We start from the raw sequence: 26,569 nt of genomic DNA, 5'->3' as shown, positions 1-26,569 counted from the left end.
CATACAGCCTTCGTAGTAATCCTTCAGTACTGACCGTTGCTCTGCTTCCGTAAATTCGTAATATTTTTTCATCTCTTTCCTGATTTAAATTTAACTTCTTTAAGTCAACTTTTTCCAGGCTAAGACATTTCGAAGCACAAAGATAGCTATTTCTGCATATTTTCTAAACTTTAAAAGGTGCTTTTCTGCACTTTATTATTAACGTGTAATAATGAAAAGCCGACCCTTTGGTCATCAATTTAGCTTATTGTGTAATGGTAAATTTTAAAATGGATATATATTCTACCGAAGTAAACAATTAGATACATAAATACAATGCATTTTCAGCCTTAGAGGTCGACTTCCGTCAGAAGAACTTAATATCGAACAATAGATATTTGTCCATGAAATCAATCGTGAACATTATTCTCTCATAAGTGACCCATCTGGACTCTATACTTTTGTTGACCTAAAATCAGTTAATGCAAGAATCTTTGATTAAAACAAAGAGAAACGCTGGTGATATAACGGGAAATTATACAAATAAAAATTGCAAATACCTGTGTGGTTATGTATTTGCAATTTTGTTGTGTGCGCCTGACAGGACTCGAACCTGCACAGCGTAAACTACTAGATCCTAAGTCTAGCGCGTCTACCAATTCCGCCACAGGCGCTGGAAGTGTTTGCAAAAGTACAAATAAAATCTGAATTTAAAGCCCTCTCAGAATTATTTCTTTTTAAATCAAATCTTATTTCAACTTATTCCTTTTGATTCCGATAATCAGAAAAGAACTTCTCCGTCTGTTTGCATCAGGCGGAAAAAGTTACTGATTTGATTCAGGATCGTCATCTTTTGATGTTGATGAACCTGAAGCAGAACGTTTGTTGGTCTTCTTTGATTTCTGATTGACGTGTGTTTCTTGTTTGTCCGATTTTCGGTTGCCTATATTCTTGTTGTCTTCTGTTGAGGGTTTGGGAACGGCAGACTCCGACTTTGTAGGAGGAACATCAGGTGTAGAAACCTGTTTCCCTTCCAATTCGTCTTCCGGGAAAAGGCTCAATTGTCCAGTCATCTCATCAATAACCTCCTGTTGACTTTTATCTTTATCAGGGTCAAGGTCTTCTTCTGTTTGAGTCATGCCATCGGCACTCTCATCAGGATCAGAATCAGAGGCATCCGTTTCCTCCTGTTCAGGTTGTTTCTCCGGTGGCAGTTCTTCTATTTTGCCTACAGTCCAAGTTGTAAGCCGCTTGCCTTTAGCCTTGAAACCTTTGACAGTGATAAACTGGTCCACATCGATTGTCTCAGGGGTTCGGACAGCGTCCGCTCCTCCGTAAGTCATCTTGATAAGTGGATAAGGTGTATCAGTAAGCAGAATAAGTTTGGAATTCGGATTGTCTCCGAGGAAGTTCTGATGCTTCCTGGTCGCCTCCATCGTAAACCGTTTGATGTAGGGATAATTCTGGTTGTCTGCATCGATGAGTACCGCCGTCCATATCTTGTTCGGATCCCATTTCTCCAGTCTGTAGATGTTATCTTCATAATGGTTGTTGGCATCGAAGGAAGTGATATAGAACTCATTGTTCTTCAGGATGACAAGCACAGCGTCGTCATCGTGGAATTCACCCAGAAACTTGCCATGCTCATCATAGTTGAGACGGAGGACGTCAGGATCAAACCACACTTTCCTTCCGCCTAAGGTAGAATGTCCATGACTCTTCAGTCCTATACGGTGGACGCTCTCTTTGGTCAGGATATTTCCTCTTGCAGAACGACCTTTGATCATGATCTGGGCGAAATCCTTATAGATGAAGATATTCCTCTTCTTGGGAGTAGGGTTCAGCGTGACCTTGATGACTTCGGCTTCCCCATTGGGATTGGCGGAGAAATAAAGGATCCGGGAGTCCGGTTTGCCTTGTGTCAGGTCATACTCCTTGTCATGGATAATAGCAGGGATATTGAAACGCTTGATATAGGTGTATCCTTTCTGACCATCACGGTAGACCACATTGTAGATAGTGCGCTTGTCGTTTTTCTTAAAAACCTGTACCCAGAGTATATTCTTTCCGGCAAAGTATTTGTCGGTCACCTTGATGACTTTATATTTCCCGTTCTTATAGAAGATGATGATGTCATCCAGGTCAGAACAGTTGCACACAAACTCATCCTTTTTCAATCCGGTCCCGATGAAACCTTCCTGTCGGTTGATATAGAGTTTCTGGTTGGCTTCCACGACTTTCGTCACTTCGATGGTATCAAAATTGCGGATTTCCGTTTTGCGGGGATGGCCTTTGCCATACTTCTGTTTCAAGTATTCGTACCAGTCAATGGTGACTTTCGTCATCTGGTTCAAATCCTTGTTGATAGCCTCTATTTCCGCCCTGATCCTGGCAATCAGTTCTTCGGCCTTATCCTTGTTGAATTTCAGGATGCGCTGCATCTTGATCTCCATCAGTTTGAGAATGTCATCTCTTGTGACTTGTCGGATAAAATCCTTGGTAAACGGCTGGAGTTTCAAGTCGACGAAAGCGATGGCTTCGTCCATATTGCTTGCCTGTTCAAACTTTTTCTCCTTGTAGATGCGCTGTTCGATGAAGATGCGTTCCAAGGAAGCGAAGAAGAGTTGTTCTTCCAGTTCCCTTTTCCTGATCATCAGTTCTTTGCGGAGCAGTCCTTCTGTCCGGTCTACGGAATATTTGAGCACATCACTGACCGTCAGGAAACAAGGTTTGTCGTCCATGATCACACAACAGTTGGGGCTGATATTCGTCTCGCAGTCTGTGAAAGCATAGAGGGCATCGATAGTTTTGTCAGAAGAAGTACCCGGAGTGAGATGGATTTGGATTTCCACCTCACGGGCAGTCATATCGTCAACACGGCGGATCTTCAGTTTGCCTTTTTCCACCGCTTTCGTGATGGAATCCTGGATGGTGGCTGCAGTCTTTCCGTAGGGGACTTCGCGTATGACCAGTGTCTTACTGTCCAGTTTTTCAATCTTCGCCCTTATTCTGAGGACGCCCCCACGCTGACCGTCATTATATTTACTGACGTCTATAGCGCCACCTGTGGGGAAATCAGGATAGAGTTGAAAAGGTTCACCCTTGAGGTATTTGACAGCTGCATCGCAAAGTTCGTTGAAATTATGCGGCAGTATTTTAGAGGCAAGACCTACGGCAATGCCCTCAGCCCCCTGAGCTAAGAGCAGAGGAAACTTTACCGGCAGGGTGATAGGCTCTTTGTTACGTCCGTCATACGAGAGCTGCCAGTCTGTCGTCTTGGGATTGAAGACAGTCTCCAAGGCGAATTTTGATAGTCTAGCCTCGATATAGCGAGGTGCGGCAGCCCGGTCGCCTGTAAGGATATTTCCCCAGTTGCCCTGCGTATCTATCAGCAGTTCTTTCTGTCCCAACTGCACGAGAGCATCTCCGATGGAGGCATCCCCGTGCGGGTGAAACTGCATGGTATGCCCGACGATATTCGCTACTTTGTTGTATCTGCCGTCGTCCATCCTTTTCATTGAGTGGAGGATACGGCGCTGCACAGGTTTCAGACCGTCTTCAATACTGGGGACGGCACGCTGCAGAATCACATAAGAAGCATAGTCGAGAAACCAGTTCTTGTACATTCCTGAAAGGTGATGTACGGCAGAAGCGTCAAATCGCTCTACAGGTGTGTAGTCAGAATGCTGATTGGAGAGGTCCTCCTCACTGCCGGTGTCTGCCTTATCTTTGTAGTCGGGATCTTCTGTGTGATTCTTCTTGTTTTCGTCGTCCATATAAGCTTCTTGTAAGTATCTTGATTTTTTACCCTTGCAAATATAGTGAATTATTTTGGATTCTCAAAATGCAGCCCCGTTTTCACCTTGCAAAGGCTTTGATTCCGAGTCAGGATCAGTCTCCTCAGCATTTCTTTCTATCCTCTAGATTGAGGGTATGAAGACTCATCCGGGATGAGAAAGAAGCAGGGAAGGCAAGTGCTGGCTATCCACGCCAGTGGATCGCTTATGGCCATTGCAGAATGAGAAACAGACGCTACCTGCACAATGGGAATCTTCAATTGAGTTTTTATCGATACAAATGGACTATCGGGTCATGCCGGATGCCCTATTGCAGAGGAGAGGTCTCTTTTGTTGCTAATTGTTGTTAACTTGCTTTGAAAGCAAAACATTATTTGCATATTCCAGAAAAAAAGATGTATCTTTGCAAATATTAAATTCAAATTAAAAACAGAGCAAAAGAAGATGGCACAAGAAGACGTTTTCAAGAAGATAGTCAGTCATTGCAAAGAATATGGCTTTGTCTTCCCTAGTAGTGAAATTTATGATGGCCTTGCAGCTGTCTATGACTATGGTCAGAATGGCGTAGAATTGAAAAATAATATCAAGACATACTGGTGGCAGAGCATGATCCTGCTGCATCCGAATATTGTTGGTCTTGACGCTTCTATCTTCATGCATCCGAAAGTGTGGAAAGCATCCGGTCATGTGGACGCTTTTAATGATCCATTGATTGACAACCGTGACTCTAAGAAACGTTATCGTGCAGACAATTTGATTGAAGACCAGATTGCTAAGTACGATGAGAAAATCGATAAGGAGGTCAAGAAAGCAGCCAAGAAATTCGGTGATGCTTTTGACGAGAAGAAATTCCGTGAGACCAATACCCGTGTCCTGGAACATCAGAAGAAGCGGGATGACTTGCATGCACGGTACACTGCTGCCATGCAGGGACCGGACTTGAAAGAACTGAAACAAATCATATTGGATGAGGGAATAGCTGATCCGATTTCCGGCACAAAGAACTGGACCGATGTACGGCAGTTTAATCTGATGTTCTCCACTCAGGTCGGTTCGACATCAGATGCAACGAATCTGATCTATCTCCGTCCTGAGACTGCTCAGGGTATCTTCGTCAATTTTCTGAATGTTCAACGCTCCAGTCGTCAGAAATTACCTTTTGGCATTGCTCAGATTGGAAAGGCTTTCAGAAATGAGATCGTTGCCCGCCAGTTTATTTTCCGTATGCGGGAGTTTGAACAGATGGAGATGCAGTTCTTCTGCCAGCCCGGTACAGAGAAACATTGGTTTGAATATTGGAAGAAAGCCCGCTTGGCTTGGCATGAAACACTGGGAATGGGAGCTGAAAATTACCGGTTCCATGACCACGAGAAATTGGCGCATTACGCTAATGCTGCTACGGACATTGAATTTAAGATGCCTTTTGGTTTCAAGGAAGTGGAAGGTATTCATTCCCGGACTAACTATGATCTTTCCCAGCATGAGAAGTTCTCCGGGCGTCAGATCAAATACTATGACCCTGACCTGAAAGAGAGTTATACACCGTATGATGTGGAGACTTCGATAGGGTTGGACAGAATGTTCCTGAGTATTATGTGTCATTCCTATACTGAAGAAAAACTCGAGAATGGGGAAACGCGTATTGTCTTGAAATTGCCTGAGGCTCTTGCACCAGTCAAATGTGCCGTGTTCCCACTTGACAGAAAAGGTGGACTTGAAGACATCGCTCATCAGATCGTGGATGACCTGAAATTCCATTTCTATACACAGTATGGTGATCCTAAAGATTCTATCGGGAAGCGTTATCGCCGTCAGGATGCCATCGGCACTCCTTTCTGCGTGACAGTAGACCATGACACGCCTACAGACCATAAGGTCACTATCCGTTTCAGGGATACAATGGAACAAGATCGCGTAGATATTGACAATCTGCGTACGATTATAGAGGATCGCGTCAGCATTACAAGTTTATTGAAAAAACTGGCCAATGTTATCAAAAACTATTAAATATTGCTCCACAGCACTGCTTTTCGGCGTGTTGATGGTAATGACTGCCTGCAGTCAAGATGATGGAACCGTAGATAAATTTGCTGATTGGCATAGTCGTAATGACAAGGCTTTCAGTGACACGACAGCCTATGCGCGTAACCGCATAGCGATGGGTGATTCTACATGGAAGGTGCTTTGCAACTGGGCTTATGAGGGGCAGACACCTTATAACAATGCCAAAGTGACCTTTACTTCTGTCGACAGTATCCTTGTTCATGTCGTTCAGCAGGGGGCAGGAAAGGAGAGTCCACTCCTGACTGATAGCGTGCATGTCCATTATGCTGCTTATCTGATCAACGGCACCTGTTTTGACTGTTCTTGGACAGGGGATGTCCTTGATCCTACTACAGCTGTTCCAGCGTCTTTTCTGACGTCAGCCGTCATTGACGGCTTTACGACAGCCTTGATGAAAATGCATACTGGAGACCGGTGGATCATTTATATCCCGTATCAGTTAGGATATGGTTCTGCTGCACAGGGGACGGAAGGTACTACTTCTTATATTCCCGCTTACTCGATGTTGAAATTCGACGTGACTCTTCAGAGTTACTTGTCACCTCCTTCTACGTTGTCAAATTGATTGAAGCCGAATGGAGGAAAAGGATTGTGTGTCTTGATAGCCGAAGAACGACAGTCTATAATTTAAGAGAATAACTGAATTGGGATAATAATTAATGCAAGATGGGATCGGTTGCTCCTTGGGCATACCTGCGATCCCATCAAACTTTCGAATAGATATGAATTACAAAATTTTGTTGTTTACTTCTTTGCTTTGCTCAGCAGCACCGGCAATGGCACAGAACAGTCAGTCAACAGGTTATGACAGATCCAATCTGGATACCTCTGTAAAACCCGGTGACAATTTCTATCAGTATGCTGTCGGAGGATGGTTGAAATCACATCCTTTGGATGCCCAGCATACCGATAACGGTGCTTTTATTGACCTGTATGACCAAAATCAGAAACGTATTCGTGATCTTATTCAGGAATACGCAAGTACCCCACAGAAGAAAGGTTCACTAGGACAGAAAATCGGCGATTTGTATAAATTGGTGATGGATAGTGTCCGCCTGAACAAAGAAGGTTGGGCTCCCTTGAAACCTGTGCTTGATCGGATCAAGAACATTAAAGGTCGCAAGGAATACCAGTTGGTCGCAGCACAGTTGGACCATGTAGGTAACGGGACGATGATGTTTGGTATCGGGGCTGGTGCAGACCTACGCAACGCATCGATGAATCTTGTCTCTGTAGACCAGGGCGGACTCGGATTAGGTATCCGGGAATACTATTTCAAACAGGATGAACAGAGCCAGAAGATTCGTGCAGCTTATAAGGCTTATCTGAAAAAACTCTTTCAGATGACTGGCGACGATGAGGCTGCGGCACAGAAGAAGGTCGATGCTGTCTGGAATATCGAAATGCAGATTGCCAAGGCAAGCTATGATCAAGTGAAATTGCGTGACATAGACGCCAATTACCATAAAATGACTTATGACCAGTTGGTCACTGACTTTCCTGGAATCGATTGGGGGAACACCTTCCTTTCACAAGGTTTCCCTCCCTTTGACGCTCTTAGTGTCGGTGAGCCCGAACCGATCCATGAAGTGGAGAAAATCCTGGCTGATACTCCGCTCGATGATTTGAAAGCATATGCAGAAGCAAAGGTCATCTCTAATGCTTCCAGTCAACTGAGTGATGATTTCCGTAAAACGGCTTTCGAATTCAGTAAAGTGATGTCTGGCGTCAAGGAAGACCGTCCCCGGTGGAAACGCGCTGTCAGTATGGTCAGTGGAACATTGGGAGAGGCTATCGGCAAACTTTATGTGGGGAAATATTTCCCAGCAAGCAGTAAGAAGATGATGCTGGATCTTGTCCATAATCTCCAGACGGCACTTTCTCAACGTATTGATGAAGCAACGTGGATGGAGCCTGCCACTAAGGCTAAGGCACAGGACAAACTGAAGAATTATATCATCAAGATCGGTTATCCTGATAAATGGAAAGACTATAGCGGTCTGCAGGTGAACGACAGTTTGTCACTCTATGACAATCTTTCTGCTATCAGCCGCTGGGCAAGTGATGATTACGTCAAGAAGCATGTGAACAAACCGGTAGACAAGACGGAATGGGGCATGACTCCGCAGACCATCAATGCGTATTATAATCCCACGACAAATGAAATCTGTTTTCCGGCAGCTATCCTTCAGCCTCCATTCTTTGATCCCAATGCAGACGCAGCAGCTAATTACGGCGCTATAGGTGGTGTCATAGGACATGAGATGAGCCATGGTTTTGATGACCAGGGTTCCCAGTTTGACAAGAACGGCAATGAGAGCAACTGGTGGACCAAGTCAGACAAGGCCGACTTCGAAAAGCGCACGAAAGTGCTGGCTGACTACTTCAGCAACTTTGAAGTTCTCCCGGGTGTGAAGATCAACGGGAAACAGACCCTAGGCGAGAATATCGGCGATAATGGCGGACTGAATATTTCCTATCGTGCTTTCCAGAATGAGATGAAGAAAGCACCGTTGAAGACCGTTGACGGATTTACTCCTGCACAACGCTTCTTCCTTTCCTGGGCTCGTGTGTGGGCATCCAATATGACCCCGCAATACATTCAAATGCTGATTACTTCCGATGTCCATTCTCCGAACATGGCACGTGTCAATGGTGCCTTGCCTCAGATTGACGGGTGGTATGATGCTTTCCATATCAAGAAAGGTGACAAGATGTATCTGCCGAAGAACAAACGCGCTCACATTTGGTAACAGATTGATATTTCATTCGACCAGTCATTAGAAAAGAAAGAATTTCTTTCCTGGATTCTAATGACTGGTTTTTATTTAATCATTGAATCTATTCGTAAGTTAGAATAGCTGTCGGTTCAGTTTAATATTTTAAAAAGTATGAATCTCAAACAAAATTTAGTAACATTTCTGTTGCTGCTCACCGGGATGGCATCTGTGTGTGCCCAATCCTCGATGCCGAAAATACCTTTGGATCCGAATGTGAGGATCGGGCATCTCAGCAATGGATTGACCTATTACATCCGTCACAATGACTATCCCGCTCATGTGGCAAGTTTCTACATTGCCCAAAAGGTCGGTTCCATCAATGAGAATGACGATCAGCGTGGCCTTGCACACTTGTTGGAGCACATGGCATTTAATGGGACGGACCATTTCAAGGACAATGATCTGCAGGAATACCTCCAGAGCATTGGTGTAGAATATGGGCGGAACCTCAATGCCTATACGGGTATCGATCAGACCGTATACTATTTCACGGATGTCCCCACAACACGTATTTCCGCAGTGGATTCCTGCATGATGATCCTGAAAGACTGGTCACATGGCATTACACTTTCCAAGAAAGCCATTGACGGAGAACGCGATGTCGTCCATAACGAATACCGGATGCGAATGAGTGCCCAGCAACGTATGTTGGAGCGTGCGCTTCCTTCACTTTATCCGGGCAGTAAGTATGGCTATCGTATGCCTATAGGTTTGATGAGCGTGGTAGACAAGTCCAATCCGAATACCCTTCGGGCTTATTATCAGAAATGGTACCGCCCTGACAATCAGGCTATCATCGTCGTCGGAGACGTAGACGTGAATCATATCGAGGCGCAGATCAAGGCGCTTTTCGGTGACATCAAGGTCCCTGCAAATGCACCTAAGGTCATTCCAGAGAAAGTCCCGAACAATGATAAACCTATTTATGTAGTAGAGAAGGACAAGGAACAGCAAATGGATGTCATTGCGACAATGATAAAGCATGACGCCACACCGGATTCCGCAAAGAACAGCATGCTCTATATGATTCAGAATTTCATAAAAGGTGCTGTCGGGTCCATGCTGAGTTCACGCTATGCAGAACTTTCCCAAGAACCTAACTGCCCTTATCTGCAGGCAGGCGCAAGTTATGGGGAATACCTGATGTCTCGTACAAAAGATGCTTTTACCATAGACATGGTGCCTAAGACCGGACAACTCCTGCAGGCTTATCAGGCTGTTCTTGATGAGGCAAAGCGTGTCCGTGACTTCGGTTTTACGGCTACAGAATATGAGCGCTATAAGGCTAATTTCATGAGCGGTATAGAGACGGCTTACGCCAATAGAAACAAGATGAAAAATGACCAGTTTACTGACCAGTATGTTGATCATTTTATTTCCAATGAACCTATACCGTCTGTAGAACAAGAATATCAGATCGACAAGATGCTGATGCCTAATATTCCTCTGCAAGTGGTCAATGAGATGGCTCGTCAATTGATCAGTGTTTCTGATACCAATTTCGTTACTTTGGTGATGATGCAGGAGAAGCCGAATGCCGTTTATCCTACTGTACAACAGTTGAAGGATGTGGTCGCTAAGGTACGCAACACCAAACTGACGGCTTACGTGGATCATGTCAAGAATGAACCGCTGATCACCAAACTCCCGAAAGCCGGTAAGATAGAGAAAGAGTCTGAGGACAATAAACTGGGTTTCAAGGAACTGACACTTTCCAACGGTGCACATGTCTATCTGAAAAAGACCGATTTCAAAGATAATGAAATCCAATTTTACGCTAAGGCAAAAGGTGGCCAGTATACCTTTCCTAAATCTCATTACCTTGACATCAGCATGGCATCAGAACTTCTCAATGCCAGTGGACTGGGGAATTTCTCCAATACAGAACTCTCCAAGGCTCTTGCAGGCAAAGAGGCTAATGCAAACTTCTTTATAGGGACTTACAATCACGGTCTCAGTGGTGCGTCAACACCTAAGGATCTGGAAACTCTGATGCAGCTGGTCTATCTGGAAATGACAGACGTTGCCAAAGACGAGAAATCCGTGAACAACTTCAAGGATGCTTTAGCGACGCAACTCCAGAACCAGAGCAAGAACCCTCAGTCGGTATTCTCTGACTCTCTGTCCAGCACATTGTATAAGCAGAATGCATTGTTCATGATTCCTAAATCTTCTCAGATCGCAGGCATCAACTATGATTGGGTACTGCAGACAGCCAAGGAACTTTACAGTAATGCGAGCGACTTCAATTACTACTTTGTAGGTAATTTTGATGAAGACAAACTCCGTCCGCTGCTTGAACAATACATTGCGTCTCTGCCTGCAACAGGAAAGAAGTCTGACAAATATGATGAAATTCCCCGCTATACCGGTGAGGTGAAGAATATCTTCACCCAGAAGATGGAGAACCCTCAGAATATGATTGTAGAGAACTGGCGTTCCGCTAAGTCTAAGAACAGTCTGCAGAATCAGGTCGTGGTAGATATTGCTGCACGCTTGCTGAATATGAAGTATGACCGTAGTATCCGTGAAACTTTGAGCGCTGCCTATTCTGCAAGTGCTGAGAGTGGAGTCAATGAGAATCCTGACAAGTCGGTTTACTATAATATCAATGGTATAGCCATGTTGAATCCCGCAAAATCAGCCAAGGCAATCCCTTATTTCCTGTCAGGTTTGAAAGAGACGGTCGATAAACCGGATCCTGCTGATCTGCAGAAGGTGAAGGCTGTGATGCTGAAAAATGCTGATGTCGCAGTCAAGACCAATGGCTATTGGATCAATATCCTGAACAGTTATGTAGATGACGGACTGGATTTCTATACCGGATATAAAGATGCTGTCCGTAACACGACGCCTCAGATGATTTCCGATTTCCTCAAGAATATTATTTTGAAGAGTGGCAATCATGCCGAAGTGCTGATGAATGCGATCAAAGGTTGAGTTTGATGCTCTTGCAATAGGGATACGGTCTGTTTCCGAGGTCCCTATACGAGATTAAAATCTTTTGAAATATGAAGGTCTGATACAAATTCTTGTGTATCAGACCTTTTTTAATGTTTTTTTTCTTATCTTTGTCCATCGAACAAACTACTACTTAACGATCATGAAAATCAGAAATTCGCTCTTGGGTTTAGCCTTGTTTTTAGTTGCTATACCTGTTTTTTCACAACCGATAGACCGCAGTCAGGTGGTGCATCGCAATTGCCCGGTCGTGACGACCCTCGATTCTCTGCAGGCTCTGACAGTAGGGAACGGTCATTTCGCCTTTACCGTTGATGCGACGGGACTCCAGACTTTCCCCGAGCGCTATGCTCATGGTGTGTGTCTGGGGACGATGAGTGACTGGGGCTGGCACAGTTTTCCGAATACCGGTCATTATCGCCCCGAAGATGCCTTTGTGACTAAGGACTTCGGGAGAGGTCATCAGGAAGTATATTCTGCTCAGTTCAAAGCACCCGGGAGACCGCATGATGCCAGTAATTGGTTGAGGGAAAACCCTCATCGGCTGCATCTGGGAGTCGTTGGACTGGACTTGACAGATCCTTCAAAGTTGTCTGCGATTAAAGAAAAATTGGATTTATGGACGGGGTCTGTACAGAGTAGTTTCGCTTATGGCGGTAGGCGTTATCAGGTTCATACCGTCTGTTCTCCTGACAAGGATGAGATTGCATCCGCGATTGTCTCAGACGATCATCCCCGAATCCGCTTCCGCTTTCCTTACCCTACAGGCGGGCACAGTGACGATGCCTGTGACTGGAGTGCCGATAAGCCGCATCATACGGATATTCTCAAGTCTTCTTCGCAAGAGGTTGTTCTCCGTCATACAATCGATACGACGGTCTATTTTATAAGAGTCAGGTGGTGTGGTCCAGCGAATTTCAAGCGTTTGGACAAGAATGATTTTATCCTGTCTCCCAAAGGGAAGAAACTGAATTTTACGGTTTCTTTCTATCCTGTCTCGACCTATCACGGCCCAGTACAACCCGGGGATGATTCTTATTCTGTGGTGTCTCAAGAGGCAGCCCGGCATTGGGTGAGTTTCTGGAAAAAAGGTGCTATTGTGGATTTTTCTCATGTCTCAGATCCTAGGGCCAGGGAATTGGAGCGCCGGGTCGTGCTTTCACAGTATCTTCTGGCGGTCAATGATGCCGGCTCCACACCGCCTCAAGAGACCGGACTCACCTATAACTCCTGGTTTGGAAAATTCCATCTCGAAATGGTGTGGTGGCATGAGGCACAGTTTGCTTTGTGGGGGCATCCTGAGTTGTTGGCTCCGAGCCTCGACTGGTATGTAAAGGTGCTGCCCGTTGCCCGCTCCATCGCCAAAAGGCAAGGTTTCAAAGGCGTGCGTTGGATGAAAATGACTGATCCTTCAGGGATGGAAGTGCCTTCAAATGTGGGGTCTTATCTCATCTGGCAGCAACCGCATCCGATCTATCTTGCAGAACTCCTTTATCGCGCTGAACCTGCTCAATCCAAGAAAATACTCGCCCGGTACGGGGACATGGTGAATGAAACTGCAACATTTATGGCGGATTTTGCCACTTATGACAGCATCCGACACCGTTATATTCTGAAAGGTTGCATTCCTGCGCAGGAAACACTGAAGGCTGATTCTACCGTCAATCCGCCTTTCGAACTCTCCTATTGGTATTTTGCCCTGAGAACGGCTCAGAAATGGAGAGAGCGCAGGGGGGTGAGCCGAGTCTCGCTTTGGGATAAGATCCTTTCCCAACTTTCTCCTTTGGCTATGAACAATGACAGTCTTTATCTGTCTGCAGAATCTGCTGTAAACACTTTTACGTCCCTTCGCTTCACGAGTGACCATCCGGCAGTTTTAGGTGCCTTGGGTGTCCTGCCTTCAAGTCCTCTGGTCCAGTCGTCTGTGATGAGCAAGACCCTGCTTTGGGTTTGGGAACATTGGAACTGGCCTACGACGTGGGGATGGGATTATCCGATGACAGCAATGTGTGCTGCCCGTGTAGGCGAACCGGAAAGAGCCGTGCAAGCTTTGCTTATGACGAAACAGAAAAATACCTATTTGGTCAATGGACATAATTATCAGGACAACAGACTACGACTCTATCTTCCCGGAAATGGGGGACTTCTCACTGCTGTGGCCATGATGTGTGCAGGCTGGGATGGCTGTACGCGTTCTAACCCGGGTTTTCCTGTTGGTTGGGATGTACGATGGGAAGGACTTTTGCCTTTGCCTTGACGTGGGAATCGGAATTCTTGACCTGACCAAAGGATCAGATGGACTAGTGCAGAGTGTTTGATTCGCCTTCGTCTTTCATCAATTTGAAGATGATCTTTGACCCAATCGGGAATAGGTCAATTTATAGGTCCCTAATATAATAAGGTGGCGTGTCTCATGTAGTTAGTAGGTTTAGCATTAGAGGTGAGGTGACCTTAAGAAATGAGAAAGGGCATAAAGAAATCAATATCGGTTTCTCTATGCCCTTTCCAATAAATAAGTTGATATTTATAAAAGATAATATTCAATCTGTCAATTATCTCTTGCTCCACCAATGATGCTTGCTCCTGGGAGCTTCTGCAGGTTCTTCGCCCATGCTTTCTCGAATGATGTCCCTATAAGATTTCCCTTCGTGGATGATCCGGTAGATCTCTCCCCAGTCAGGAAGTCCTCCGATCTGTCGGTCATCAATAAAGAGATCAGCCTTGATCTTACGGCTGAAATGATTGTTGTTTATAGTTCCGTTTTCTTCCGGGTAGTCACGATTGACAGCCCAAAATTCTACACCGTGTTCTCTGCACCAGTCGATGGCATCTTGAAGGAGTTTGCCTTCGCGTACGCTCCAAAGAATAAGGCGGTGGTGCTCTTGGATCAACATTCTGAGGGTTTGGGTAGCAAATGGTATTTCAGGTCCTATCTCAGGATACTTATGTTCTACAATTGTTCCGTCAAAATCTACAGCTATAGTCATTTTCTTCGTTCTGTTTTTATCGTATTTAAATCCGGCAGCCATGAGTTATTCTTCTGCCGGAAACAAGAGATCATTTCTTTACTGAATCGTCATCTTTCCTACCGTAATGGCTGGCATAATTGCCGTAGCTACCGTATGAACCATAATTTCCATAGTGTCCATACTTGCCATAACTGCCATAATTTCCGTAATGTCCATATTTGCCATACTTCCCGTATTTACCATAGCCATAGTAGTAGCCGTATTTCTTCTTGCTCAGATCAATACCATTGACGACGATGGACATATTAGGCAGTTTCTTCTGTTCTGACAAACTGTTGATCAGGCCGAAACTGTCTTTTGGCGTATAATCTGCACGGCATACGAGAACGGTTGCATCGCAGACACGTCCGATCTGTAAGGTATCGGTAACGAGTCCTACAGGCGCAGAATCGATGATGACGTAATCGTAATTCTTTCTCAGGATAGCGATAATCTTGTCGAGACTCTCACGGGAGAGAAGTTCTGCGGGGTTAGGTGGCGTAGGACCTGCCAATAGCAAATCCAAATTCTTGTTTACACCAGAAGAGAGTATTTGTTGCTTGACTGACTCCTCTGTCGGATCGTCATTTGCCAAGAGTGGGGTAATGCCATGGTGGTGGTCACGCAACTTGAAAAGTTCGGCAAGACGAGGCTTGCGGATATCGAGTCCGATGAGGATAATTTTCTTTCCCAACAAGGCGAAACTGACAGCGAGGTTAGCGGCATTGAACGTCTTCCCTTCCCCGGATGTAGAAGATGTGAACAGCATGACTTTCTGGCCTTTCTTCATCAGGAACTGCAGGTTGGTGCGCATGCTCCTGAATATTTCCTCCATTTGGTTATTCTGGTTTTCACTTACGACAATGTCAGCTTTTGACTTGACCGTATCGCTGGCCACTGCCACGTCAGCGATGATCGGCAGTTTCGTCAGTTTGGCGACATCATCATGTCCTTCTATCTTATAGTGGAAGAACTGGAGGATAAAGAGGATGAGTGACGGGATGCCGATGCCTAAAATGAGTGCGGCAAGCAAGACCAAAGGTTTCTTCGGACTTACGATACCTTCCACATCCGGAATATCTATCAGTTTTCCTTTATCGACTGTGGCAGCAAGGTTGATCGAGTTTTCCTCGCGTTTTTGCAATAGCGTCAGGTAGAGTCCTGATTTGACGTCTTGTTGACGTCCGATCTGGTTCAGCATTCTTTCCTGTTCAGGAGTTTCACCTACCTGATTTTGGTATTTGCCATAGAGGGCGGCGATGGAATTGCGTTGGATATTTAATCCTTGGATAGCTTGATTGACGGCATGTTTGATGGAAACCGTCAAGTCATTGAGTTGGGCTGTGAGAGGGATCACGCTAGGTGAGTTCTCGCTGGCACTGCGCATCAACCTATTGCGTTCGAGTGCAATCTCATTGTATTTGTTGATCAATTCCGTGGCACTCTGGTCTGTCAAACCGACATTTGAAGGGAGAGTCTGATAGCGGTTTGTCGGGTGGTGCATATATTCCCGCAAGGAGTTCAGAAGGGCTATCTGGGTGTTGGCGTCAGAGAGTTTCTGACCATAGGTGTCTGCGTCTTGGACCGTCTGTGCGGAATTCAGTTGCATCTCCACCATATTATTACGCTTCTTGTAACTCTCCAGTTGCCCTTCCGTATTGCCGAGTTCGGCATTGATCTTTTCGAGTCGGTTATTGATGAAAGCTTCGGTCCTGTAGGCTACTTCGTTCTTGTCTTCATTGGCTTGACGGTTGTAGACCTGAACAAGATCAGTGAGGTAGTCAGTAGCACGCTCGGGAATCTCATCATGAAGTTCGAGTTGGGCAATAGTCGTATTCTTATTAGTTTGGCTGACGGTGAGATTATTCACATATTTTTCTCCCATCATCTTCAGAGAGTAGATGGTCACCTTTTCTTTTCTACCGTTCATCGGTGTACTGGTCTCTTGGAAAGTCAGAGTTCCCACACGTGTTCGAAGTCCTATAGGCAAAGATGGGAAAGAACTGTCAATAAGGTGAGGAATGATTTTATTGTTAATCTTGTCAAGAGTCTCATATTTGCCGGTGACATGGTAGCCTTTGGCCGTTTGTTCGATGACGAGTTCGATAGGATACTCGAGTTTTTCCAGATGATAGGGGTCAATATCCACGGCTATCGGTTCATCTTTATAGAGGAGTTCGTCTTTGAAAGTCCCTGTGGCACTGTAATCGACATAGAGTTTCAGGTCTTTGATGGCGCCTTGAGACAGAAGGTGCGAGGAGAGGATTTCCATTTCATTGTCGATCCCATTGGAACTGCTGATCAGGCCGAGAGTAGAACTGCTTTGCAGTAAATCGTTCCCTCTTCCTCCATTTGAAGAGTTGTTGTCATCATCTTTGATGAGCAACTTGACATTAGCCTGCCAAACCGGTGTGCTATAGCGGAGGTAGATGAAAGCTACGCCCACGCAGACGATGAGTGAGAGGACGAACCATTTCCAATTCAGAATAACTGTTGCGTAGATAGTAGCAAAGTCAAAGGATGATTCCTTCTCATTATCCTCTTGCTGATCAACTGCATTCGCTGATTCTATATTCCTATTTTCTTCCATTATAACTTTTGAATTTTCTTAGTGTGTATCCGTCGGATGTCTTTCCCGAACTTGCAGATGAGCAACACTTTTTATGATTGGTAGCGCTTTCCTTCAGCTAGTTCTAACAGATATTTCCCGTAATTGTTTTTCAGCATCGGTTGAGACAAATCTTTCAACTGAACACTGTTGATCCAACCTTGTTTAAATGCGATTTCTTCAAGGCAGGCCACTTTCAGACCTTGCCGCTTTTCAATGACTTCAATGAAAGTGCTGGCTTCAGAAAGACTGTCGTGTGTACCAGTGTCGAGCCATGCAAATCCCCGTGGCAGAGTGCGGACCTTCAAGGCATTGCGATGCAGGTATTCCTGATTGACACTCGTGATTTCCAATTCCCCTCTAGGACTGGGTTTGACATGCTCTGCGATGTCTACGACAGAGTTCGGATAGAAGTAAAGTCCTGTTACTGCAAAATGGCTTTTAGGGTGTTCCGGTTTTTCTTCAATGCTCAGACAGTTGCCTTGGGCATCAAATTCTGCGACACCGTATCTCTCCGGGTCGTTGACATAATAGCCGAATACACTTGCCTGGCCCTTCTCGCATGCCTGTACACTTTCTCGGAGCAGACCGGTAAAACCTGCGCCGTAAAAGATGTTGTCTCCCAATACGAGACAGACGTCATCCGTACCAATAAAAGATTTACCGAGTATAAAAGCTTGGGCAAGGCCATCAGGATGAGGTTGCTCCACGTATTCGAAATGCATGCCCCAATCTTTCCCGTCACCTAAAAGGCGTCGGAAACCGGGTAGGTCATAGGGGGTAGAAATGATGAGAATATCGCGTATGCCAGCTAACATCAATACTGAAATAGGATAATAAATCATCGGTTTGTCAAAGATAGGAATAAGCTGCTTGCTGATTCCCTTTGTAATCGGATAAAGGCGTGTTCCTGAACCGCCTGCTAATACGATACCTTTCATATGAATTATAGGATGATTTCTTGAATTTTATTTAATAACTCCCAAAAGTCGGATTCCTTGCAAAAACCTCTGGACTTTTTATTACAGTACGGCTGCAAAGATAATCAATTTTTTCTTGATATTGTCTTTTTGAGGTGTAAAAAGCGTTCAAGACTAATAAAATATGCGCCATATCGTCTGTCTTCAGAGTGTATGGGTGGTTTTTTAACCGAAAATTTGGCTTTTCGGGGGATTTCCGCTATCTTTGCACAACATATATTAATATGTTTTTATCAATTCAATCGATAGACTAATTAGCATTATGGGAATATTTACAAAACTGTTCGGACAGAAAAAAGAGCCTGAGAAAAAGGTTGGCGGCATGGAAGATTATATGACACTCGTGAGAGTTTATCTTCAAGCTGCCCTGGCTGCAAAATTGGGCATTACCAATCTTAATATGCTGCCGGATCTCCGCGTCTTCAAGCAGACACTCCACGTCGCTACGGTACACAACAAACTCGGAGTAGGTGAAAAGTCAGCGGTGAAGAAGATGCTTAAGAATCTGTATAAGACCGATGAGGATTTCTTTGACGAGATAGACCAGAGTGTCAAGAAAAATTGTCGCAATCTGCAATATGTCAACCCGTTTCTGATCCAATTCCAAGGTTTTACCCAGGAGTTGATGATGCTGATGGGCAATCTGATGAAGTTTAAACTCCGTATCCCAAGCATCTTTAAAAAGACCCTTTATGCTTTGACCCAGAAACAGGTGGGGGATATTTTTACAAAAAATGATTTTAAGGATCCCAGTGTGGTCAAAGCTGTCATGTCTGTAAGAAAATACAATGCCAGGTTGAACTTCAGTCAGAAATGGATGACTGACTTTGTCTTTGAGGTAGTTACACTGGCGAAAAAAGAGCCGCTTCCTTCTAAAGAAGAGGTCAAGGAAGCTAAAGCTAAAATGAAGAAATGACCTCGTATCCGGGCCTTCAGTTTGAAACAGAAAAAAGAATATTGAAAGGGATTTTTTTAAAGGTCAATAAATTTAAATATACTCTTCAGAAATAATAAAATCCGGCTACTGTCTTTTGATAACAAATCGGAAGAAATGATGTCCGTAAATTAGAAAAATGAAGTAAAATTTGGCATTACCGATTTATTATATTAAATTTGTGCCCTAAATAAAGTCTGTATGAATGCCAATGAGAAGATTTTGAACACGTTTACTACCCGTGTCAGACAAATGATTCTCCACTTTGAAGAACTCAATCAGGAAATCGTGAATTTGAAGAGAGAGGTGGCAGAGCGTGACGATCAGCTTAAAGAACTACGGGTAAAGTTGGCCCAAACCCAGCATGACTATGAGACTCTCAAGATGGCAAAAATGATTGAGGTGAGCGACGGAGACCTTGAAGGTGCAAAGAAAAAAGTTGCTCGGCTCATCAAAGACGTTAGTAAATGCATCACGCTGCTGAGCGAACAGTCCCTGCAGTAACTCCTCTTGCTGGACTGCTTTTTCCGAAGAAGGTGAGCGCCTGAACTCTCCTTCAAGTCGGTCGCATGGAATGCAGCAAGAATCAAATCGATGGCAGAAGAAAACAAAGAGAAATTAACCATAAGACTGAACCTGCATGATACAATGCTTTCGGTGAGAATTCCCCGCGGTGATCAAACCGAGGAAGAGTATTATCGAAAGTCTGCAAAATTGATCAATGAGGTCGTCAATTCTTATTCAGCTCATTACAAGGATGTAAAGAGCGATAAGGAGATTTTGTATATGTCCTTGGTTGATATTGCAATGCGTTATGAAAAGCTCAGGGGGCAAAATGATACGGCCCCTTATAATGCTGTTCTCTCCCAGTTGACTTCTGAAATTGAGGAGGTTCTAAGGAAAGAATAGTATCATCATTAAACAATTTTATAAATGTTAATAATCATAATTGCCGTTATGGCACTCATCGTGGGTGGTGCTGTAGGCTATTTTATTTTCCGTTATATCATCAAGGGAAAGTATAATGAGTTAATGGAGGCGGCCAAAAAGGACGCGGAAGTCATAAAAGAAAAGAAACTCCTGGAGGTGAAAGAAACTTTCTTGAATAAGAAAGCCGATCTCGAGACTGAGGTGCGTCAGCGCAACGCGAAGATACAGCAGTCAGAAAATCATCTCAAGCAGCGCGATATCTCCTTGAACCAGCGTCAGGAAGAACTCGCTCGCCGGAAACAGGAATTGGATCTGATGCAGCAGCGTGTCGATAATGCGCAGCAACTTCTGGAAACTCGTCAACAGGAACTTGATAAGATGCAGAAACAGGAACAGGAAAAACTGGAAGAACTTTCCGGTTTGAAGGCCGAAGAAGCCAAGAGCCGTCTTGTCGAGAGTTTGAAAGGACAGGCTAAACTGGATGCTGCCAGTTATGTGAACGAGGCGATGGATGAAGCTCGCTTGAACGCTGAGAAAGAGGCCAAGAAGATCGTAATCACTACGATCCAGAGGGTTGCGACCGAGACGGCGATAGAAAACTCAGTGAGTGTGTTCCATATTGACAATGATGAGGTCAAGGGTCGTATCATTGGACGTGAAGGACGTAACATCCGGGCTCTGGAAGCTGCTACAGGGGTGGAGATCGTCGTAGACGATACACCTGATGCTGTAGTGATCTCCGCTTTTGACCCTGTCCGCCGTGAGGTCTGCCGCCTTGCCTTGCATCAACTGGTGGCCGATGGCCGTATTCACCCGGCACGTATTGAAGAGGTTGTCGCTAAAGTAAAGAAACAATTGGACAATGAGATCATCGAGACCGGTAAACGGACTGCAATCGATTTGGGTATCCATGGCTTGCATCCTGAATTGATCCGTATCATCGGAAAAATGAAATACCGTTCTTCTTATGGTCAGAATCTTCTTCAGCATGCCCGTGAAACTGCTAACCTTTGCGCAGTGATGGCTTCCGAACTGGGTCTGAACCCGAAGAAAGCCAAGCGTGCCGGACTTCTCCATGACATTGGAAAGGTGCCTGACGAGGAGAGCGAACTGCCGCATGCTCTTTATGGCGCTAAGATCGCAGAGAAATATAAGGAGAAACCGGATATTGTCAATGCCATTGCAGCCCATCATGATGAAGTCGAAATGAAAACGCTTCTGGCTCCTATCGTTCAGGTTTGTGACGCTATTTCAGGAGCGCGTCCTGGAGCTCGCCGTGAGGTGGTGGAAGCTTATATCAAGCGTTTGAATGACCTCGAAGCTATCGCAATGAGTTATCCCGGTGTCACGAAGACTTATGCCATTCAGGCTGGCCGTGAACTCCGCGTCATCGTCGGGGCAGACAAGATGTCTGATGATGAGAGCGCCAAACTGAGTGACGAGATCGCTTCCAAGGTGCAAAGTGAGATGACTTATCCCGGACAAGTCAAGATAACGGTCATCCGTGAAACTCGAAATGTTGCTTATGCTAAATAATCGTGTTTGTTCCTGTGGTTGATTTCGTGGGAACATTCCGGAAATAGACGAGGGCTGCCAGTCAGGCAGCCCTCGTCGTTGTTTAGGCGGTATTCATCTCTTTTGAGGATTCAACTATTTTCCCGTAAGCGGGCATCATTATTTTTAGGTATTGCGTTATCCGATAAAATTTAGTATCTTTGCAGGCTGAATATCAAGGTAAATAGCATGAAAAATCTGAAGATGTATGAACCCGGTGATAAGATGATATCCATTATCGGTGACAACTATAATATCCTGCAGAGTTTGGGCTCTTTCGGTATCAATCTAGGTTTTGGTGACAAGACCGTAGAGGAAGTTTGCGGTGAGCAGAAAGTTGATACCTATACATTTTTGGCGGTAGTGAATTTCACTATCAACGGCTATTTGGACCGAGATAGTTTGGACAAGTTGTCCATTCCTGCTCTTTTACAATACCTGACAGCTTCACATGCTTATTTCATAGAGTTTCAATTGCCTTTTATCCGTAAAGAACTTGCACAGGCTCTGGATGAAAACAATGAACTTGCGGGGCTGATTCTCAAACTCTATGACGACTATGCGCACAGTGTGACTAATCACATGCGGTATGAGGAGCGTACTGCCTTTCCTTATGTCAACAGTTTGTTAGCGGGTAATCCGATGTCGGATTATGACATTGAAACTTTTTCGAGGCATCACGGACAGGTCGATCAGAAACTGAAGGAATTGAAAAATATTATTATCAAATACTTGCCTTCTGACGGTTTTCATAATAATATCCTGAGTGCTACCTTGTATGATATCTATAATAATGAAGAATGGCTGAGCCAGCACGCTGAAGTGGAAGATAATATGTTTATCCCTGCCATTCATAATTTGGAATTGAGGAGTCGGAAAGACGACGTGAGCGTCAATATCTCTAAGATGATCAACAAGAATGCGGGCAATAACGAGACCCTGAGCGATAGGGAGAAGGAGGTGATCGTATCTTTGGTTCAGGGAATGACAAATAAGGATATTGCCGACCACCTTTTCATTTCAGTCAATACGGTCATCACTCACCGCAGGAACATCGCAAAGAAATTACAAATCCATTCTCCTGCAGGTCTGACCATTTATGCTATCGTCAACCATCTCGTGGATATTTCGGCTGTGAAATTGTAATCTGCTCCCTCTATTTATTATTCAAGTTGAGGAATAATATTTTTCCATTTCGTTTTCCTTTCTTTCGCTTTTAGTTTGAGACCTTTCTTGTTTTTCTTTTTCTTTTTTGGCAGGGATGAGTATCTCTGATTTCCCTTTTTTGTAATTTTCTGATTTTTCAAAGTCGATTGTAACTTCAAAATGTGAAAATCAAACGCTTTGATTAGGATGAACTCTCATGGATATTATAGGAGACGGATGGGCTGATTGATGTCTCTTGGAAAGGGCGAAATCATAAGAAAACTTTCTGTTCGGGTCTATTGTGTTCTCGAAGAGTCTTTCGAAAAAGAGACCTTTAAGTTGCTGTGAAGGTACTTTTCTATGTCTCGAGAAACAAGACTTCTATGTTTCGAGAAAGTCAGCGCTCTGTTTCTCGAGACAGCAAGCGGTGTTTCGAGAAACTACCAACTTGTCTTTTTGTATGTGCCGGTTCCCTTGTTCTTACATGAGATTAAGGCTTCAACTTTTCGATTGAACGGGGATCGGGACCGTTATTTTTTGTTTTTTTGCCCTGACGGCGTTGTCTTTTCTCGAAGAAGTCTGTCTTCCTGAGATGAAAAGCTATCGATTAATCAGTTGATGCAGAATAAAATTTGTCTAACTTGTTTCTGATAGGATGATTTTACTTGTTTGTTGTTGCGGGCGAGAATATGTATCGGAATTGTCTTTTTTGTTAAGATGGAGTTCTCGAAATACTTTATTTTATCTGATAGCAATTAATTCCTTTTGCATCAAACCTGAAACCGATTATCGTCTTGACTTGACCGGGATCCAGCATGAGAAATGAAACTTCTTTGGAATTTTGCAACGAGTTGGCATAAATATTCTTGTTTGACAAAGAACATTCATTATCAATGACTTATCCTATTATACTTTTGAAAAACTTCAATCCCGTTTATTAAAATATTACTATCAGCACAGTTATAGTTTCTGTATTATTCGCAGGATAATTTTTAACTATTAAAAATCTATTTCAATGACTCTTCTTTCAATTTTTTGTTCTATATTTGCAATCATATTATTGCAAATATGGAAAACTTATTTTGAATTTATAATTCAAAAGTTTTCTAAAAAAGATAACTTTATGGATTGTAGTAAGTAAAAAGTTGTCAGAAAACAATACAGTTTAAACTGTTAAATTCAAATAATTGGAGGATTATGGAAATGCAGAACTTCAACATCACGAAGCGGGATGGAAAAAAGGAACGCTTCTCATTAGACAAAATCATGAATGCCATCATCAAAGCTTTTGATTCAGTGAAAGAGCCGGTTGATTTAGGGGCAGTGTCTAAAATTATCAGTAATCTGGATATTCATGAAGGTATAAAAGTAGAGGATATTCAGAATGAGGTCGAGGAATCTCTCATGCGTGAAGGGTATTATAAAGTGGCCCGGAGTTTTATGCTTTATAGGCAGAAACATGCTGAAGATCGCGAGACGCTGCGGAAGTTGAAGTTCTTGACGGATTATTGTGAGGCTTCCAATGCCGCCACAGGTTCAAAGTATGACGCAAATGCCAATGTAGAGCATAAGAATATCGCCACATTGATCGGAGAACTCCCCAAAGCAGGTTTCATACGTTTGAACCGCCGCCTGCTGACAGACCGTATCAAGAAAATGTATGGCAAAGAACTGGCTGACCGCTATCTGGATTTGTTGACACACCATTTTATATATAAGAATGATGAAACCTCCTTGGCAAATTACTGTGCCAGTATCACCATGTACCCTTGGCTCTTGGGCGGAACGTCCTCTATTGGAGGCAACTCTTCTGCGCCTACCAACCTGAAAAGTTTCTGTGGGGGCTTTATCAACATGGTGTTCATGGTCAGTTCCATGCTTTCCGGCGCTTGCGCGACACCAGAATTCCTGATGTACATGAATTATTTTGTGGAGAAAGAATACGGAAAAGACTACTATAAGCATGCTAATGACGTCGTCGACTTAGGTTTGAAAAAGCGTACTCTCGACAAGATGATCACTGATTGCTTTGAGCAGATCGTATATTCCCTCAACCAACCTACAGGTGCCCGGAACTATCAGGCCGTCTTCTGGAATATCTCTTATTATGACAAGTATTATTTCAAGAGCCTCTTTGATAATTTCTATTTCCCTGATGGGAGTCGTCCTGACTGGAATGGCGTTAACTGGCTGCAGAAGCGGTTTATGAAATGGTTCAATCAAGAGCGCACGAAGGCCGTCTTGACATTCCCAGTAGAAACGATGGCGATGCTGACGGAAAACGGGGATTGCAAAGATAAGGAATGGGCAGACTTCTCTGCAGAAATGTATTCTGAAGGGCATAGCTTTTTCACCTATCTCAGTGACCAACCAGATTCCTTGAGCAGTTGCTGCCGCTTGAGAAATGAGATTCAGGACAACGGTTTCAGTTATACATTGGGTGCCGGTGGCGTGAGCACAGGTTCCAAGAGCGTGCTGACGATTAACCTGAACCGGACCATACAGTATGCTGTCAACCATAAGCAGGACTATAAGAAAGTTCTTGAGGAAGTCGTAGACCTCTGCCATAAGGTGCAGTTGGCGTACAACGAGAATCTGAAAGAACTTCAGAAGCATGGCATGCTGCCGCTTTTCGATGCCGGCTATATCAATATCAAGCGTCAGTATCTGACGATAGGCGTCAATGGCTTGGTGGAAGCTGCCGAGTTCCTCGGTTTGAAGATCAGTGACAATCCGGACTATCTGCATTTCGTCCAGAGTGTGCTGGGGATCGTGGAGACCTGCAATAAGAAATACCGTTCGAAGGAAGTCATGTTCAACTGTGAGATGATCCCTGCCGAGAATGTCGGTGTCAAGCATGCCAAATGGGATCGGGAAGACGGTTATTTCGTTCCCCGGGATTGCTACAATAGTTATTTCTATGTTGTGGAAGATGAGAGTTTGAGCGTTATCGACAAATTCAAGTTGCATGGCGCACCTTATATCGAGCATCTCACAGGCGGCTCTGCCCTGCACATGAATTTGGATGAACATCTGAGTAAGGCACAATATCGCCAACTCTTTAAGGTGGCTGCAAAGGAAGGCTGCAATTACTTCACTTACAATATTCCCAATACGGTATGCAACGATTGCGGACATATCGACAAGCGGTACCTGCACGAATGCCCGGTGTGCCACTCTAAAAACGTGGACTATCTGACACGTGTCATCGGTTATCTCAAACGGGTGAGCAATTTCTCGCAAGCCCGTCAGCAAGAAGCCCATCGCCGCTATTACGCTTCAACGAATCATCTGGGTCCTATTCAGAAAGAACTGCAACCGGTGAAGTCTGAGGAAACGGAGAAATGCTGAGATATGTGAATACGGGCATTGTCTTTCAGGAGATTCCTGATGAAGTTACTTTGTCTGTCAATATCTCCAATTGCCCGATCAAGTGTCCTGGTTGTCACAGTTCTTATCTATGGAAAAATATAGGGACAGAACTGACGACTGAAGTACTGGATGAATGGGCAGAGAAATTGGGTACGGATATTACCTGTATCAGTTTTATGGGAGGAGACAGTGAGCCTGAGGCTGTAGACCGACTGGCTCAGTATCTCCACCAAAAATACCCGGAATACAAGGTCGGCTGGTACAGTGGCAGGCAGGAATTATCCGATAAGGTCAAGAAAGAAAATTTCGATTTTATTAAGTTAGGACCCTATATCCGCCAACGGGGCGGTCTGAAAGAGAAGACGACGAACCAGAGACTTTACAAGAAGGTGGCGGATGGCAGCTTTCAGGATATTACCTTTCGGTTTTGGAAGAAGTGATATTTCCGGTAGTCTG

The 26,569-nt window shown here is 44.3% G+C and carries 15 protein-coding genes, 1 tRNA gene and 1 pseudogene; 12 read left to right on the top strand and 5 right to left on the bottom strand.

The window, feature by feature from the left end; genetic code table 11:
* Positions 1-571 precede the first annotated feature (571 nt).
* Positions 572-653 (bottom strand) — tRNA-Leu (locus tag NG821_RS01315).
* Positions 654-1,016: 363 nt separating this feature from the next.
* Positions 1,017-3,755, bottom strand: a pseudogene (locus NG821_RS01310) (DNA gyrase/topoisomerase IV subunit A); the annotation flags it as partial.
* Positions 3,756-4,220: 465 nt separating this feature from the next.
* Between NG821_RS01310 and NG821_RS01305 the strand changes: the two are divergent.
* The 5 genes from NG821_RS01305 (at position 4,221) to NG821_RS01285 (ending at position 13,838) form a co-directional block, all read left to right on the top strand.
* Positions 4,221-5,783 carry a glycine--tRNA ligase gene (locus NG821_RS01305; protein ID WP_252759855.1) on the top strand — a complete coding sequence of 521 codons (1,563 nt, stop codon included), beginning with the start codon at positions 4,221-4,223 and terminating at the stop codon, positions 5,781-5,783.
* On the top strand, positions 5,764-6,405 hold the full coding sequence (locus NG821_RS01300) for an FKBP-type peptidyl-prolyl cis-trans isomerase (RefSeq protein WP_252759854.1): 642 nt from the start codon (positions 5,764-5,766) through the stop codon (positions 6,403-6,405). Before NG821_RS01305 ends, NG821_RS01300 begins: the two co-directional genes overlap by 20 nt.
* 157 nt (positions 6,406-6,562) lie before the next feature.
* On the top strand, positions 6,563-8,593 hold the full coding sequence (locus tag NG821_RS01295; RefSeq protein ID WP_252759853.1) for a M13 family metallopeptidase: 2,031 nt from the start codon (positions 6,563-6,565) through the stop codon (positions 8,591-8,593).
* Positions 8,594-8,731: 138 nt separating this feature from the next.
* A complete protein-coding gene (locus NG821_RS01290; protein WP_252759852.1) occupies positions 8,732-11,560 on the top strand; it encodes a M16 family metallopeptidase in 2,829 nt (942 codons plus the stop codon).
* A 163-nt stretch (positions 11,561-11,723) separates the two neighbouring features.
* Complete coding sequence (locus tag NG821_RS01285) at positions 11,724-13,838, top strand: hypothetical protein (protein ID WP_252759851.1); 2,115 nt, start codon at positions 11,724-11,726, stop codon at positions 13,836-13,838.
* A gap of 295 nt (positions 13,839-14,133) precedes the next feature.
* On the opposite strand, the gene NG821_RS01280 is transcribed toward NG821_RS01285, so the two are convergent.
* From NG821_RS01280 to rfbA, 3 genes are all read right to left on the bottom strand, one after another.
* Entirely contained in the window at positions 14,134-14,568 is a 435-nt protein-coding gene (locus tag NG821_RS01280; RefSeq protein WP_252759850.1) for a BT0820 family HAD-type phosphatase, read from the bottom strand.
* A gap of 70 nt (positions 14,569-14,638) precedes the next feature.
* Complete coding sequence (locus NG821_RS01275) at positions 14,639-17,179, bottom strand: GumC family protein (RefSeq protein ID WP_252759849.1); 2,541 nt, start codon at positions 17,177-17,179, stop codon at positions 14,639-14,641.
* Positions 17,180-17,250: 71 nt separating this feature from the next.
* Positions 17,251-18,138: a glucose-1-phosphate thymidylyltransferase RfbA gene (gene rfbA / locus NG821_RS01270; protein WP_252759848.1), complete on the bottom strand. Its 888-nt coding sequence runs from the start codon at positions 18,136-18,138 to the stop codon at positions 17,251-17,253.
* Positions 18,139-18,439: 301 nt separating this feature from the next.
* Between rfbA and NG821_RS01265 the strand changes: the two genes are divergently transcribed.
* The 7 genes from NG821_RS01265 (at position 18,440) to nrdG (ending at position 26,553) form a co-directional block, all read left to right on the top strand.
* On the top strand, positions 18,440-19,093 hold the full coding sequence (locus NG821_RS01265) for a hypothetical protein (RefSeq protein WP_252759847.1): 654 nt from the start codon (positions 18,440-18,442) through the stop codon (positions 19,091-19,093).
* A 219-nt stretch (positions 19,094-19,312) separates the two neighbouring features.
* Positions 19,313-19,615, top strand: coding sequence for a hypothetical protein (locus NG821_RS01260; protein WP_252759846.1), 303 nt, complete (start codon positions 19,313-19,315; stop codon positions 19,613-19,615).
* Positions 19,616-19,705: 90 nt separating this feature from the next.
* Entirely contained in the window at positions 19,706-20,020 is a 315-nt protein-coding gene (locus NG821_RS01255; protein WP_252759845.1) for a cell division protein ZapA, read from the top strand.
* 24 nt (positions 20,021-20,044) lie between these two features.
* Positions 20,045-21,577, top strand: a complete 1,533-nt coding sequence (gene rny, locus NG821_RS01250; RefSeq protein ID WP_252759844.1) for a ribonuclease Y — start codon at positions 20,045-20,047, stop codon at positions 21,575-21,577.
* Between the two features lie 207 nt (positions 21,578-21,784).
* A complete protein-coding gene (locus tag NG821_RS01245; RefSeq protein WP_252759843.1) occupies positions 21,785-22,741 on the top strand; it encodes a helix-turn-helix transcriptional regulator in 957 nt (318 codons plus the stop codon).
* A gap of 1,197 nt (positions 22,742-23,938) precedes the next feature.
* A complete protein-coding gene (gene nrdD, locus NG821_RS01240; protein ID WP_252759842.1) occupies positions 23,939-26,092 on the top strand; it encodes an anaerobic ribonucleoside-triphosphate reductase in 2,154 nt (717 codons plus the stop codon).
* Positions 26,086-26,553 carry an anaerobic ribonucleoside-triphosphate reductase activating protein gene (gene nrdG, locus NG821_RS01235; protein WP_252759841.1) on the top strand — a complete coding sequence of 156 codons (468 nt, stop codon included), beginning with the start codon at positions 26,086-26,088 and terminating at the stop codon, positions 26,551-26,553. Before nrdD ends, nrdG begins: the two co-directional genes overlap by 7 nt.
* Positions 26,554-26,569 lie beyond the last annotated feature (16 nt).

The sequence above is a fragment of the Segatella cerevisiae genome, assembly GCF_024054555.1.
Classification (GTDB): domain Bacteria; phylum Bacteroidota; class Bacteroidia; order Bacteroidales; family Bacteroidaceae; genus Prevotella; species Prevotella cerevisiae.
Note: the sequence above shows the minus strand (reverse complement) of the source record. Positions and strands in the feature narration are given on the sequence as shown.